The 13,631-nt window shown below is 65.9% G+C and carries 12 protein-coding genes; 6 read left to right on the top strand and 6 right to left on the bottom strand.

Features of this window, described 5'->3' with window-relative positions; genetic code table 11:
- Window positions 1–252: 252 nt before the first annotated feature.
- From ACSQ3M_RS22255 to rpsO, 3 genes are all read right to left on the bottom strand, one after another.
- Complete coding sequence (locus ACSQ3M_RS22255) at window positions 253–885, bottom strand: pyridoxamine 5'-phosphate oxidase family protein (RefSeq protein WP_436152248.1); 633 nt, start codon at window positions 883–885, stop codon at window positions 253–255.
- Between the two features lie 138 nt (window positions 886–1,023).
- Window positions 1,024–3,195, bottom strand: a complete 2,172-nt coding sequence (pnp, locus tag ACSQ3M_RS22250; RefSeq protein WP_436152247.1) for a polyribonucleotide nucleotidyltransferase — start codon at window positions 3,193–3,195, stop codon at window positions 1,024–1,026.
- Between the two features lie 284 nt (window positions 3,196–3,479).
- Window positions 3,480–3,749, bottom strand: a complete 270-nt coding sequence (rpsO, locus tag ACSQ3M_RS22245) for a 30S ribosomal protein S15 (protein WP_057192055.1) — start codon at window positions 3,747–3,749, stop codon at window positions 3,480–3,482.
- A 184-nt stretch (window positions 3,750–3,933) separates the two neighbouring features.
- On the opposite strand from rpsO, the gene ACSQ3M_RS22240 reads away from it, so the two are divergent.
- From ACSQ3M_RS22240 to ligD, 4 genes are all read left to right on the top strand, one after another.
- Complete coding sequence (locus tag ACSQ3M_RS22240) at window positions 3,934–4,431, top strand: NUDIX domain-containing protein (RefSeq protein ID WP_436152246.1); 498 nt, start codon at window positions 3,934–3,936, stop codon at window positions 4,429–4,431.
- 88 nt (window positions 4,432–4,519) lie between these two features.
- Window positions 4,520–4,753: a hypothetical protein gene (locus tag ACSQ3M_RS22235; RefSeq protein ID WP_436152245.1), complete on the top strand. Its 234-nt coding sequence runs from the start codon at window positions 4,520–4,522 to the stop codon at window positions 4,751–4,753.
- Window positions 4,753–5,631 (top strand): Ku protein, encoded by an 879-nt coding sequence (locus ACSQ3M_RS22230; protein ID WP_436152244.1) that lies wholly within the window; start codon window positions 4,753–4,755, stop codon window positions 5,629–5,631. Before ACSQ3M_RS22235 ends, ACSQ3M_RS22230 begins: the two co-directional genes overlap by 1 nt.
- Before the next feature lie 18 nt (window positions 5,632–5,649).
- The gene (ligD, locus tag ACSQ3M_RS22225; protein WP_436152243.1) at window positions 5,650–8,214 is read left to right on the top strand and encodes a DNA ligase D; all 2,565 of its coding nucleotides are present in this window, start codon (window positions 5,650–5,652) and stop codon (window positions 8,212–8,214) included.
- Here ligD and ACSQ3M_RS22220 read toward each other — a convergent pair whose 3' ends face one another.
- Window positions 8,215–8,586 carry a winged helix-turn-helix transcriptional regulator gene (locus tag ACSQ3M_RS22220; RefSeq protein WP_436152242.1) on the bottom strand — a complete coding sequence of 124 codons (372 nt, stop codon included), beginning with the start codon at window positions 8,584–8,586 and terminating at the stop codon, window positions 8,215–8,217.
- A 120-nt stretch (window positions 8,587–8,706) separates the two neighbouring features.
- On the opposite strand from ACSQ3M_RS22220, the gene ACSQ3M_RS22215 reads away from it, so the two are divergent.
- Window positions 8,707–9,318: an NAD(P)-dependent oxidoreductase gene (locus ACSQ3M_RS22215; protein ID WP_436152241.1), complete on the top strand. Its 612-nt coding sequence runs from the start codon at window positions 8,707–8,709 to the stop codon at window positions 9,316–9,318.
- Between the two features lie 36 nt (window positions 9,319–9,354).
- On the opposite strand, the gene ACSQ3M_RS22210 is transcribed toward ACSQ3M_RS22215, so the two are convergent.
- The gene (locus ACSQ3M_RS22210; RefSeq protein WP_436152240.1) at window positions 9,355–9,741 is read right to left on the bottom strand and encodes an Atu4866 domain-containing protein; all 387 of its coding nucleotides are present in this window, start codon (window positions 9,739–9,741) and stop codon (window positions 9,355–9,357) included.
- Between the two features lie 300 nt (window positions 9,742–10,041).
- On the opposite strand from ACSQ3M_RS22210, the gene ACSQ3M_RS22205 reads away from it, so the two are divergent.
- Complete coding sequence (locus ACSQ3M_RS22205) at window positions 10,042–10,941, top strand: AraC family transcriptional regulator (RefSeq protein ID WP_436152239.1); 900 nt, start codon at window positions 10,042–10,044, stop codon at window positions 10,939–10,941.
- Window positions 10,942–10,960: 19 nt separating this feature from the next.
- On the opposite strand, the gene ACSQ3M_RS22200 is transcribed toward ACSQ3M_RS22205, so the two are convergent.
- Window positions 10,961–13,528: a methyl-accepting chemotaxis protein gene (locus ACSQ3M_RS22200; protein ID WP_436152238.1), complete on the bottom strand. Its 2,568-nt coding sequence runs from the start codon at window positions 13,526–13,528 to the stop codon at window positions 10,961–10,963.
- Window positions 13,529–13,631 lie beyond the last annotated feature (103 nt).

The raw sequence follows: 13,631 nt of genomic DNA, 5'->3' as shown, positions 1-13,631 counted from the left end.
AGACGCCCTCGGTGTTCCCGGTCTTGCGCCCGCCACCGCAGCCGGAACCTTACCAGCAGAGGCAGAGGAAAAGTTACAAGGTGTTCGGACTGGAAACGTTGGCCGGAGCCTGACCTTGCGGTTAGCGTCCGCGGCTCTGGTCAAGCGGCCTACACCTCACCCTACCCTCTCCTTACAGGAGAGGGTTCCCGCGCTTCGCGGCGACGGGTGAGCATCTAATCGCTTGCTCCGCCCGGGATGACTCGCGCTCGGCTAGTACAGCGTCGCCTTGACCCGCTCGGGCAGCGCCTTGTCATAGGCCTCGCCGTCGAACGCCTCCGCCGCTGCCCGAGACGAAATCTCCCGCAGGATCGTCCCCGCGCTTGGCAGTGTCCGCTTGTCGACCTGTGTCGCCGGGTTCCAGAGATCCGCGCGCACCACCGCCCGCGAGCACTGGAAATAGGCCGCCTCGACAGTGACGACGATCACGCAGGCCGGCAGCTTTCCGGCCATCTCGAAGCGCGCGCACAGCTCCGGCTCGGTCGACAGCACGGCGGTACCGTTGACGCGCAGGGTTTCGCCGTATCCGGGGATCAGAAAGAGCATTCCGATTCGATTGTCAGACAGAAGATTCTTCAATGAATCAAGGCGGTTATTGCCTCTTCGGTCTGGAATCAGCAGCGTTTTGGCGTCGCTGACCGCAACGAAGCCCGGCAGATCCCCGCGCGGCGAGCAATCCAGGCCATCAGGACCGTTGGTCGCGAGCACGAAAAACGGCGAGGCTGCGATGAGCGCGCCGTAGTTGGCATCAATGTGATCGATCTCCTTGATCACCGAAGCCGGCGCGATCGGGTTCGGGTAGAGCGCGGCGAGCTGATCGAGCGAAGTGATGCAGTGCGCGGTCATGCCAGTCTCCGGATGTCAATAAGTCTAGACTATTCTGTTTAGCTGCACTGCACCAGAGGGACCGCTCAAAAAGAAACGCCCCGCATCCTGCGATGCGGGGCGTCTGATTCACGTGAAACGCTCAGCGTTTCGGGCGCCTCAGTTTTCGGCGCCCTGGCGCTCGCGGGACTTCTCGGCGTCGCGCTCGGCCTTGAGCTTCTCGGTGATGTCCTCGCCGGTGGTCTGGTCGACGACCTTCATTGACAGGCGAACCTTGCCGCGCTCGTCCATGCCGAGGAACTTGACCTTGACCTTCTCGCCTTCCTTGACGACGTCCGAAACCTTCTGGACCCGGTTGGGGGCCAGCTCGGAGATATGGACGAGGCCGTCCTTGGCGCCGAAGAAGTTCACGAACGCGCCGAACTCCATGACCTTCACGACGGTGCCGTCATAGATCATGCCCGGCTCGGCCTCGGAGACGATCGACTTGATCCACTTGATCGCCGCTTCGATCGACTTGCCGTCGGCCGAGGCGATCTTGATGGTGCCATCGTCCTCGATGTTGACCTTGGCGCCGGTCTTCTCGACGATCTCGCGGATGACCTTGCCGCCGGAGCCGATGACTTCGCGGATCTTGTCGACCGGGATCTTCATCGTCTCGATGCGCGGGGCATACTCGCCGAGCTGGCCACGGGCCACCGAGAGTGCCTTGTTCATCTCGACGAGGATGTGGTCGCGGCCGCCCTTGGCCTGGTCGAGAGCGACCTTCATGATCTCCTCGGTGATGCCGGCGATCTTGATGTCCATCTGCAGCGAGGTGATGCCCTCGGACGTGCCGGCCACCTTGAAGTCCATGTCGCCGAGATGGTCCTCGTCGCCGAGGATGTCGGAAAGCACCGCGAAGCGCTCGCCTTCCAGGATCAGGCCCATGGCGATGCCCGCGACCGGCGCCTTCAGCGGCACGCCGGCATCCATCAGCGCCAGCGAGGTGCCGCAGACGGTGGCCATCGAGGAGGAGCCGTTCGACTCGGTGATCTCCGAGACGACGCGGATCGTGTAGGGGAATTCCGACTTCGCCGGCAGCATCGGACGGATGGCGCGCCAGGCGAGCTTGCCATGGCCGATCTCGCGACGGCCGGGCGAACCCATGCGGCCAGCTTCACCAACCGAATAGGGAGGGAAGTTGTAGTGCAGCAGGAAGGTCTCCTTGTAGGTGCCTTCCAGCGAGTCGATGTACTGCTCGTCGTCGCCGGTGCCCAGCGTGGTCACGACCAGCGCCTGGGTCTCGCCGCGGGTGAACAGCGCCGAACCGTGGGTGCGCGGCAGGATGCCGGCTTCCGAGACGATCTTGCGGACCGTCTTGAGATCGCGGCCGTCGATGCGGACACCGTCGTCGAGGATGGTCCAGCGCACGACCTTGGCCTGGGCTTCCTTGAACTGGCCGCCGACCTGCTCCTTGGTGAAGGTCGTCTTGCCGTCCGGCGTGTCCGAGATCAGCGAAGCGACCTTGGCTTTGGCGGCGTCCAGCGCCTTGTAGCGCTCGGCCTTGGTGGTGATCTTGTAGGCGGCGCGGATATCCGCATCGACCAGCTTGAGCACGGCCTCGAGCACGACGGAGTTGTCGGCCGGGGTGTAGTCGCGCGGCTCCTTGGCGGCCTTCTCGGCCAGGCGGATGATGGCGTCGATCACCGGCTGGAAGTGCTTGTGGCCGAACATCACGGCGCCGAGCATGATCTCCTCGGAGAGCTGCTTGGCCTCCGACTCGACCATCAGGACGGCGTCGGGCGTGCCGGCGACGACGAGGTCGAGCTGCGATTCCTTGATCTCGTCGACCAGCGGGTTGAGCTTGTAGGCGCCGTCGAAATAGCCGACGCGGGCAGCGCCGACCGGGCCCATGAAGGGCACGCCGGACAGCGTCAGCGCAGCGGAGGCGGCGACCATCGCGACGATGTCGGGATCGTTCTCGAGGTCATGCTGCAGCACGGTGCAGACGACCTGCGTCTCGTTGCGGTAGCCCTCTACGAAGAGCGGGCGGATCGGCCGATCGATCAGGCGGGAGACCAGTGTCTCCTTCTCGGTCGGGCGTCCTTCGCGCTTGAAATAGCCGCCGGGGATGCGGCCGGCGGCGAAGGTCTTTTCCTGGTAATTCACGGTCAGCGGGAAGAAGTCGATCCCAGCCTTGGGCGTCTTGGCGGAGACGACGGTCGCGAGCACCACGGTCTCGCCATAGGTGGCGAGCACGGCGGCGTCGGCCTGCCGGGCGATCTTGCCGGTTTCGAGGACGAGCTTGCGGCCGCCCCAGATCAGTTCTTCGGTTTGAACATCGAACATGGATATGTCTTTCGGTCGGATGCGATCCGTCCGGCGTCGCTCGAGCCCATGGGCAAGACGGCGGAACGTCCGGGATATGCTCGAAAGAAGCGGCGCCCGGGCGCTCGGCGATCCTGCCATGGACGTCGCTGACGCCGGCGGATCATGCGGTGGGCCGCCCCATGCGGTCGCCGCACTGAATGGGGAACGTCGCGTCATTGCGGCGCTCCCGGGATGGGGCCGATCATTCGGCCTCTAGCAGAACCGCCCGGAGCAGCGAGGCACCGGGCGGGATTCGGTCTCGATCAGCGGCGGATGCCGAGCTTCTCGATCAGTGTCTTGTAGCGCGCTTCTTCCCTGCCCTTGAGGTAGTCGAGCAGCGAACGGCGCTGCGACACCATCTTGAGCAGACCGCGGCGCGAATGGTTGTCCTTGGTATGCGACTTGAAGTGGCCGGTCAGGTTGTTGATGCGCTCCGTCAGGATCGCGACCTGGACTTCCGGCGAGCCGGTGTCGTTCGGCTTGGTGGCATGTTCCTTCATGAGCGCGGTCTTGCGCTCGGCAGTAATCGACATCGTCATGTCCTTTGGTTCGGTGTTGATCTGGCGGGCCAGGCCGGGATGTCGTCCAGCAAGGTCCGAAGCCCGCATCCGCCTCATCACGGAAGGGATGCGCAGCCGGCCATCGGGCCGGTTGCCCGGGCATATACACGAAACTGGCGGAAAGGCTAGCGTGCAGCGTCGTGGCGGGGAGAAGAGCATGCAGCAGCTCGAGGAAAGACGGGCCGTGCGCGCACTCATTCTCACGCCGGAACGGGAGACCTTGCTCTTCCGCCTGCGGCCGCCGGGAGAGGCGAGATGCTTCTGGATCGCGCCGGGCGGCGGGCTCAATCACGGCGAGACGATCGAGGACGGCCTGAGGCGCGAGCTCCGCGAAGAACTCGGGCTGGTCGAATTCCGGATCGGTGCGCTGGTCTGGCGCCGCCACCATACCTTCGATTGGGGCACCCGACGGATATCGCAGCGCGAGGAGTATCGCATCGTCGAGGTCGCTCGCTTCGATCCGGTCATGGCCGACCAGGTCGAGGCGCAGAATGTCGTCGAGCACCGCTGGTGGCCGATTGCCGAGTTGGGCAACGTCCGCGAACCGCTGACGCCGTTGAGCCTATCGGCGATCCTGGCGCGATATCTGGCTGAGGGCGCGCCCGATCCGGTTCCGCCCGAGGAAGTGCTGATGGACGACGAGCCAGCTCGCTGACTGCGAGCACCGCCCGCCGGAACCTCTGCCGGCTCCACAGGTTGACTCGCCGCAGGTCTCCAAACCGGGGTCGAGTATCATGCCAGCCATGCCGAAGGACCGTCTTATCGCCGCACTTGGCGCCCAGCTCTGGGCTGAGCGCGAAACCCGCGACGCGCTTGCCGACGTGATCGCCAACGGCCAGCTCGACCGCGAGGTGCTGCTGGCGATCCTGTCCGATCCGGTGCCGGTCGTGACCCGTGACGAGATCGTCCGGGCCGAGGCTTGGCTGCGCGGCCTGCCGCCGGCCTTTCCGGCCCGCCCGGCACTGAGGGCGGCCTGATGGCGCCCCGCCCGGCCTGGAAGGGCTATCTCAAGCTCTCGCTGGTCTCCTGCGCCGTCGAGCTGACCTCGGCGACCGACCATAGCGAGAAGGTCTCCTTCCGCGTCATCAACCGCAAGACCGGCAATACGGTGCGCCGTCAGTACATCGACAGCGTCAGCGGCAAGCCGGTCGATTCCGACGACGAGGTCAAGGGCTACGAGATCGGCGGTGACGAGTACCTCCTCATCGAGGAGGACGAGATCGACGCGGTCCAGATCGAGAGCTCGCATACGCTCTCGATCGAGCAGTTCGTCGATCATGCTGCGATCCCGCAGATCTATTTCGACCAGCCCTATTACCTCAGCCCGTCCGACGAAGTCTCGGAAGAAGCCTTCGCCGTGATCCGCGAGGCGATGGCGAAGCAGAAGAAGGCCGGCATCGCCCGCATCGTGCTCTATCGCCGCGAGCGGCCGGTGATGATCGAGCCTTTCGACAAGGGCCTGCTCCTGACCACGCTGCGCTACGACAAGACCGTGCGCCAGCCGGACGAGATTTTCGACGGCCTGCGCAAGGGCAAGCTCGACGAGGAGCTGGTCGATCTTGCCACCCACATCATCGAGAAGAAGCAGGCGAAGTTCGATCCGAGCGGCTTCGAGGATCGTTATGAAGAAGCTTTGCTCGAACTGATCGAGGCCAAGCGCAAGGGCAAGAAGCCGCCGGTCGCGAAGCCGGCCGAGCGTCCCGCCAATGTCGTCAACCTGTTCGATGCGCTAAAGAAGAGCCTCGGTGAGGAGGGCCGCCCGCCCGCCAAGTCAGGGGCTCCCGCCAAGAAGCCATCGGCTGCAGGCAAGTCCACTAAAAAGCCCGCTGCCGGCAAGGCCAGGAAGAGCGCCTGACGCGCGTCGGAGGGCGCCATGGCCAATCTCGACCTCTATCGTTCGAAGCGCGATTTCTCCCGCACCCGCGAGCCGAAAGGTGCCGCCGGCCGCCGAAAGGCAGCTCAGGCCGGCGGTGCCTTCGTGATCCACAAGCACGCCGCCCGCCGCCTGCATTACGATCTCAGGCTCGAGCATCACGGTGTGCTCTGGTCCTGGGCCGTGACGCGCGGGCCGAGCCTCGATCCGGAAGAGAAGCGCCTCGCTGTCCATGTCGAGGACCATCCGCTCGAATACGGCTCGTTCGAAGGGACGATTCCGGAGGGCGAGTATGGCGCTGGCTCTGTCATTGTCTGGGACGAGGGCAAATGGATCCCGGAAGGCGATCCCGTCCGCGGCATGGAGAAGGGCCACCTCGCCTTCACGCTCGAAGGTCACAAGCTGGCCGGCCGCTGGCATCTGGTACGCTTGAAGCCCCGCCGTGGCGAGAAGCGCGACAACTGGCTGCTGATCAAGGTCGACGACGATTGCGCCCGTGACGACGAGGACATTCTGGAGACCGCGCCGGATTCGGTGGCATCCGGCAAGAGTGTCGAGGACGTCGGCAAGGATCGCAATGCCGACATCCGGTCGACCGATGAAAAGCCCGCGATAGGGCGCAAGCCCAAAATTGCCGAGCCCAGAACAACAAAAGCGAAGACAACAAAAGCGAAGACGGCAAAAGCCAATCCGGCCGGGCGCCCGGCAAAGACCGAAGGGGAGCCGCTGCCGCGCTTCGTCGAGCCTTGTCTGGCGACGTTGCAGGATAAGCCGCCGACGGGCGAGGCCTGGCTGCACGAGGTCAAATTCGACGGTTACCGGTTGCAGGGCAGGATCTCTGCCGGAAAGGTCAAGTTGCTCACGCGGACCGGGCTCGATTGGACGGAGCGCTTCGGCAGCGGGATCGCCGATGCTCTCGCGGAGCTGCCCTGCGAGACCGCGCTGATCGACGGCGAGGTCGTGGCGCTGGGAGAAAACGGCATCTCCTCCTTCTCCGCCCTCCAGGCAGCCTTATCGGACGGCGAGACCGCGAGCCTCGTCTTCTTCGCCTTCGACCTGCTCCATCTCGACGGCGAGAATTTGAAGGGCGAGCCGCTTCTCGCCCGCAAGGAGCGATTGCAGGAGCTGCTGCAGGCTGCCGGGCCGGAGTCGCCGCTGCGTTATTCCGAGCATTTCGTCGAGCCGGGCCAGACCATGCTGCGTCATGCCTGCCGCATGGGGCTGGAGGGCGTGATTTCCAAGCGTGCCGAGGCGCCCTACCGCAGCGGCCGCGGGCGCGACTGGATCAAGTCGAAATGCACGCAGCGCCAGGAGTTCGTCATTGCCGGCTATGTGCCGTCGAAGGCCTCGCGCAACCAGCTCGGCTCGCTCGCCCTCGGCTATCACGAGGATGACGAGCTCAAGCCCGCCGGCCGGGTCGGTACCGGCTTCACCCGCAGCTCGGCCGCTGCACTGAAGAAAAAGCTCGATGCCATCGCCGCGGAAGCTTCGCCCTTTTCGGGCAAAGCCGGGCGCGAGCGTGGTATCGTCTGGGTCAAGCCCAGTCTCGTCGCCGAGATCGCCTTCGGCTCATGGACAGCCTCGAAAACCCTGCGGCATTCGGCATTTCTCGGCCTGCGCGAGGACAAGCCGGCGCAGGAGGTGATCGAGGAGAAGCCGGTCAAGGCCGGGGCGCAGACGTCACGAGCAGCAAAGCCCGCAGACAAGCGCGCGTCCGTTCCGGAGACCGCCGTGACGCTGAGCAATCCCGACAAGCCGCTCTGGCCCGATATCGGCTTCACCAAGCAGGATCTGCTCGACTATTACGCCAGCGTCTGGGAGCGCATGGCGCCCTTCGTGGTCGAGCGTCCGCTCAGCCTGCTGCGTGCGCCCGACGGCGTCGGCGGCCAGGTCTTCTTCCAGAAGCATGCCGGCGCCGGTCTGCACAAATCCGTCTCGCGGGTGAAGGACAAGGATGGCGAGGAGCTGCTCTTCATCCGCGATTTCGATGGCCTCGCCGCGCTGGTCCAGCTCGGCACGGTCGAGATCCATGTCTGGGGCGCGAAAGTCGATGCGGTCGATACGCCCGACCAGATCATCTTCGATCTCGACCCCGACCAGGGCGTGCCGATGGAGCGGGTGCGCGAGGCGGCGCTGACCGTGCGCCAGCGCCTGGATGAGCTTGGCTTCGAGAGCTTTCTCAAGACCTCGGGCGGCAAGGGCTTCCACGTCATGATGCCGCTGAAGCCCAAGGCGGACTGGGACGAGGTCAAGGGCTTTGCCCGCGATTTCGCCAAGGCGATGGAACAGGCCGAACCCAAGCTCTACACCGCGACCTTGTCGAAGAAGGCGCGCAAGGGCCGCATCTTCATCGACTATCTCCGCAATAGCCGCGGCTCGACCGCGATCGCGCCGTTCTCGACAAGAGCCCGCCCCGGCGCCGCCGTCGCCATGCCGGTCGCTTGGGAAATGCTGGAGAAGGGGCTGGCGCCCGATGCCTTCAAGGCGCCGGAGGTCACGAAGAACGGCCCACCGGACGACGCTTGGGCCGCGTTCTTCAAACCTAAGCGGTCTCTCAAGCGTTGATCAGGCGGCGATCTCGCCGCGGTCATAACGGCGCTGTGCCTCTTCGACCTCGCCGATATGGGCTTCGGCCCATTGCGTCAGTGCCGCGACCGTGCCGGCGAGCGTGTGTCCGAGCGGTGTCAGCGAGTATTCGACCGTGACAGGTACGGTCGGGAAGGCGCGGCGGGTGATCAGGCCGTCGCGCTCAAGGCTCTTCAGCGTCTGCGACAGCATCTTCTGCGAGATGTTCTCGATCTTGCGGCGCAGTACATTGAAGCGCAGCGTCTCCCGCTCGAGCAGGATCAGCACCAGCACCGCCCATTTGTCGCCGATTCGGTCGAGCACCTGCCTTGTCGGGCAGCGGGCGTCGAATGCGTCAGGGCGGTGCAGCATGGCAGGTTTCCGGCAGGTGACCTTGTGGCGTGAAAGTGCCTTCTTGAGCAAAAATCGCACATACGCCATCTGGTGTCCATTGGGATGTTGGTTCCCGTTGGATACCTAAGGACATTCGTCATGAAGATTGCTCTCATCGGCGCGACCGGTTTCATCGGTTCGCGCCTGCTCGCCGAGCTGACCAGCCGCGGCCATCAGGTCACCGCCATCGTCCGCAATCCGGAAAAGGTGCCGCAGGGCGCTGGCGTCACCGCGAAGGCTGGCGATGTCTACGACAAGGACGGGCTCGCGACCCTCCTCGCCGGCCATGATGCGGTGATCAGCGCCGTGCACTTCTCCGCGAGCGATCCGGCGACGCTGCTCGCAGCGGTGAAGCAGTCCGGCGTGAAGCGCTATCTCGTTGTCGGCGGCGCCGGCAGCCTGGAGGTCGCGCCCGGCGTGAAGCTGTTCGATACGCCGGAATTCCCCGCGATTTATCTCGATGAAGCCAGGAAGGGCGGTGCCTTCCTCGATCTGCTGAAGGGCGAGAGCGGCCTCGACTGGACCTTCCTCTCGCCCTCCGCCTTGATCGAGCCGGGCGAGCGCACCGGCCAGTTCCGCCTCGGCAAGGATCAGCTCCTGGTCGACGGCAAGGGTCAGAGCCGGATCTCGGCCGAGGACTATGCCGTCGCATTGGTCGACGAGCTGGAGACGCCGGCGCATGCGCGCCAGCGCTTTACTGTCGGCTATTGAGGCAGGACGCTTGGTCCTGCCCCAACGCCAGGGGCTTCACCGGCCAGATTGAATCAATCTGGTCGGATCGAGCTGCATGGTGCGGCGAAAGCGCTTCTCGCCGAAAGCGAGCTGGCCGCGGCGGAGTTCGCCGCTCCAGACATGGCCGGCATCGCTCTCGAAATAGAGCAGCGACGCATCGACCTCGTAGCGGCCGGCATGGCTAGGCGCCTGATCGCGCTGCTTGCCGAAGCGGCCATTGGGGCGAAGATCGAGCCGGATGGCGCCATCTTCGCTGATCCAGCGACCGAGCACGGCGAGCTCGGCTTTGGTCAATGGCTCCGGGAGCTCGAGATCGATCTCGAGCGGACGAACCACCGGCTTGGCCGGCGCGATGATCGACGCGATCGCGCCGAGCGATTGAATGACCTGGCTGAAGGGCATGATGTCCTCCTTTTGTTCAGGGTGTTGGGCGGTGCAGATAGCGCCGCCTCTGACAGGAACATGTCAGTAGTGACCGGCACAGGACGCCGGAGCATTCGCCCCTTGGGTCCGTTGTTCACCAACGCTGCCGGTATGCTCGGACAATGCACCGGCGGCGGCGAGACGCGGTAGATCGATCCGCCGCGATCATTGCCTGATCCTCCAGCGATGAGGCTAGGCCATCGCAAAACCCTGCCACTTCCTTATATGAAAGTCCGAAGCCGAGGCGGCTGCCCGTCGCCGGTGAAAGAGGATTCTCGCATGCGTCAGGTCGAGGAGCTCGCCGCACTGATCGCGCGTTTCGCGCCGACCGATGGCGTTCACATGACGACGATCTCGCGATTGAAGGTGGTCCGTCTCTCGCAGCCGAGCGAGCCGATGCATGGCCTGCACGAGCCGGCGCTCTGCATCATCGCGCAGGGCGCCAAGCAGGTGATCCTCGGTGACCGGATCTATCGCTACGATGCGGCCCACTGCCTCGTCGTCTCGCTCGATCTGCCGGTCATCGGCCAGGTGATCGAGGCGACGCCGGAAAAACCCTATCTCTGCGTCAAACTCGAGCTCGATCCGCTCGCCATCAGTGCGCTCATGCTGGAATCTGCGCCTTTCGCCGAGCGGGAGCTGTCGCCCGGTCCGGGTATGACGGTCAGCCCGATGACGCCGGCCCTGCTCGATGCCGTGATCCGGCTGACCGGCTTGCTGGCCGCGCCTGCTGACGTTCCGATGCTCGCGCCGCTGGCCGAGCGCGAGATCCTCTACCGCCTGCTGACCGGCGAGCAGGCGGCGCGCCTGCGCCAGATCGCGGTGGCGGAGAGCAAATTGCAGCAAGTCAATCGCGCCATCGGCTGGATCAAGCGCAATTACCGCAAGCCGTTCAGCATCGAGATCGTTGCGACGGAGGCACGGATGAGCCCCTCCGCGCTGCATCAGCATTTCAAGGCGGTGACGGCGATGAGCCCGCTGCAGTACCAGAAACAGCTACGCTTGCAGGAAGCCCGCCGGCTGATCCTGGCCAATGCGCAGGACGCGGCCTCGGCCGGGTTCGAGGTCGGCTATGAGAGCCCCTCGCAGTTCAGCCGCGAATACAGCCGGCTGTTCGGCGCCCCGCCGCTGCGCGATGTCGCCCGTCTGCGCGGCGGCGAAGCTGTCTTCAGCGGCTGAGCGGCCGGCTTAACAGCCCTTAGAACTCTTCCCAGCCGGCGTCGCCGGCGCGCGAATTGGCGGCTTTGCGGGCCGGCGCAGGGGCTGGCGCGCGCGGCTCGCGCCTCGGCGCCGCCTTCTGCTGCTCGAAGGCGGCCTCGGCGAGCTTGCGCAGGCGCTCGGGCTCGGAGCCGTTGCCGGCCGCGATCGCGGCGTTGTCGGCGGCGCGCAGGCGCGGCGAGGCGAAGGCGGCGGGGCTCGCGACCGGTGCGGCCCGGGCGCCGGTAGGCCCGCCCTCGCCGGTGCGGAAGGCGGCGACCAGCGTGCCGAGCTCGCCGATCTTGCCCGAGAGCATGCCGGCGGAAGCGGCGCTCTCTTCGGCGAGCGCCGCGTTCTGCTGGGTCATCTCGTCCATATGGGCGACGGTCTGGCTCATCTCCTCGATGCCGTTGGCCTGCTCGGCGGAAGCCGCCGCGACCTCCGAGACCGTGGCCTGCACCCGCTGCGAGGCCTCGACGATGCGAGTCAGCGCGTCGCCGGCCTGGCGCACGAGCTTGACGCCCTCGCCGACCTCGGCATTCGAGGACGAGATCAGGCCGGAGATGTCCTTCGCCGCTGCGGACGAGCGCTGCGCCAGGGTGCGGACCTCCGATGCAACGACGGCGAAGCCCTTGCCGGCGTCGCCGGCGCGGGCCGCCTCGACGGCGGCGTTCAAGGCCAGCAGATTGGTCTGGAAGGCGATGTCGTCGATCACCCGGATGATGTCCGAGATCTTCTTGGAGGCGTCCTCGATCCGCGCCATCGCCGCGACTGCGTCGGTGACGATGCCGCCGCCAGCCTGCGCCACCGCCATCGCCTCGCCGGCGAGCACGACGCCCTGCTGCGAGGCCTGGGCGGCGGCCTTGACCGAGGCCGCGAGCTCCTCGGTGGTCGCGGCGCTCTCCTCCAGCGACGAGGCCTGGTCCTCGGTCCGCTTCGACAGGTCGTCGGCGCCGGTCGAGATCTCGCGGGCGGAGAGGCCGACATCGCCCACCGTCACCTGGATCGTCCGCAGCGTCGAGGACAGCCGGTCGGCGGTCTCGTTGATCGCCTCCTTCAATTCGGCGAAGCGGCCGCGATAGGCGCTCTCGACCCGGTGCGTCAGGTCGCCCGAGGCGATCGCCTGCAGCGCCTGCGCGAACTCCGTCGTCGCCGCGTCGACGACGCGGTTGATCTCGTTGATGCCGGAGACGAGCTTGCCCATCTCCACATCGGCATGCTCCAGCGCCAGGCGCGCCGAAAAATCACCCGCCGCAGCAGCCGAAACAACTGCACCGACATCCGAGACGACCGAGGCCATCGATTCCGCCCGCGCCAGGCGTTCGGCCGCCTGTGCCTGCTCCTGCTGCTCAAGCTCGCGCATCTTGGTCAGGTTGTCGCGGAACACCGACAACGCCGAGGCCATCGCTCCCATCTCGTCGCGGTTTCTGATCGCCGGCAGGGTCGCAGCGAGATTGCCTTCGGCGAGCTGCGTCATCGCCGCCGTCATCGCGCCGAGCGGCCCGGTGACGCGCGAACGTACGACGACGAAGCCGGTGATCGCGAGCAGCAGGCAAAGGCCGAGCAGGGCGGCATAGGCGATCAGGTTGGTGAACGCCGTCTGCGCCGCCGCGTCCGCTGCCAGGATGGCCTGGTCGATGGCGACATTGGCGACACTGGCGATGGTCTCGAGCGCCGGCACGATCTGGGCGCGCCATTGGTCGACGCTGACCTCGGGCTTGCCGCCGCTCGTGACGCGCTGCACCAGCGCTTCGCGCATCTCCTTGACCGACCCGGCGTAATAGGTCGCCTGCGCCTTGGCGATCGCCGCCTTGATGGCGGGGTCGGCCTGGGCCGTGTCGACGATGTCGCGCAGCGAGCGCCAGGTGGCGAGCGCGCCGGCATCGGCGCTCATCAGGGCGATGCTCTCCTTGGCGTCGAACGATCGGGCCTGCGCTGCGATCGTGCTGATCATGATCCCGGCGGTGCCGGCATAGGTACGGGCGCTCCAGGCGAGCGCGCGCGCCGCGACGAGTTCGGTCAGGCTCGGGTTCAGGACGCGGATTTCGCTGTCGACGGCCAGTGACGCCTTGTCGAGGCTCTGCAGCAGCTTTTCGCCGGTCGCGAGGACCTGCGCCGCGAGCTGCTTGTCGCGGCTTTCGACCGGGAGCTTGACCGCGTTGTCGACGGTCTCGCGGATCTTGCGGTTCTCGTCGTAGACGGAAGCGAGCTCGGCCCGCACCGGCGTCAGCGCCGGCCGCTTCGCGGCATCGAGCACGAGATTCGCCTGCGCGATGGCGTCATCGACGGTCTTGCGCCGCATCTGGTAGGTCTTGATCGAATCCTGGGCCTTGTCGCTCGGCAGGATCACGGAACTCTGCATCGCCGCTCGCTCGAGCCGGAAGGCGCCGAGCGCATCGAACAGGTTCTTGTTCAACCCGGCGAGCCCGACGACCTGCTGCGAGTTGGTGTAGCGGCCATAGGCCGACCAGATCGATTGCAGGGCCAAACCGGCCGCCAGCAAGGCCATGGCGCTGATGACGCCGATCAGGATCTGTCGGATCGACAGGTTGGAGCCGAGCTTCTTCATAATATCCCCCAGAGCTTTATCTCTCGTGCCGCCGGCCCGGTCCCGGTCTGCGCCGGATCGCATCGGGTCGGCTGCGCTTCATTCATCGTGGCAAGGCATTCGG

The sequence above is a fragment of the Allobosea sp. LjRoot90 genome (genome assembly GCF_964254315.1).
GTDB lineage: Bacteria > Pseudomonadota > Alphaproteobacteria > Rhizobiales > Beijerinckiaceae > Allobosea.
This window is presented reverse-complemented; position numbering and strand designations above follow the sequence as displayed.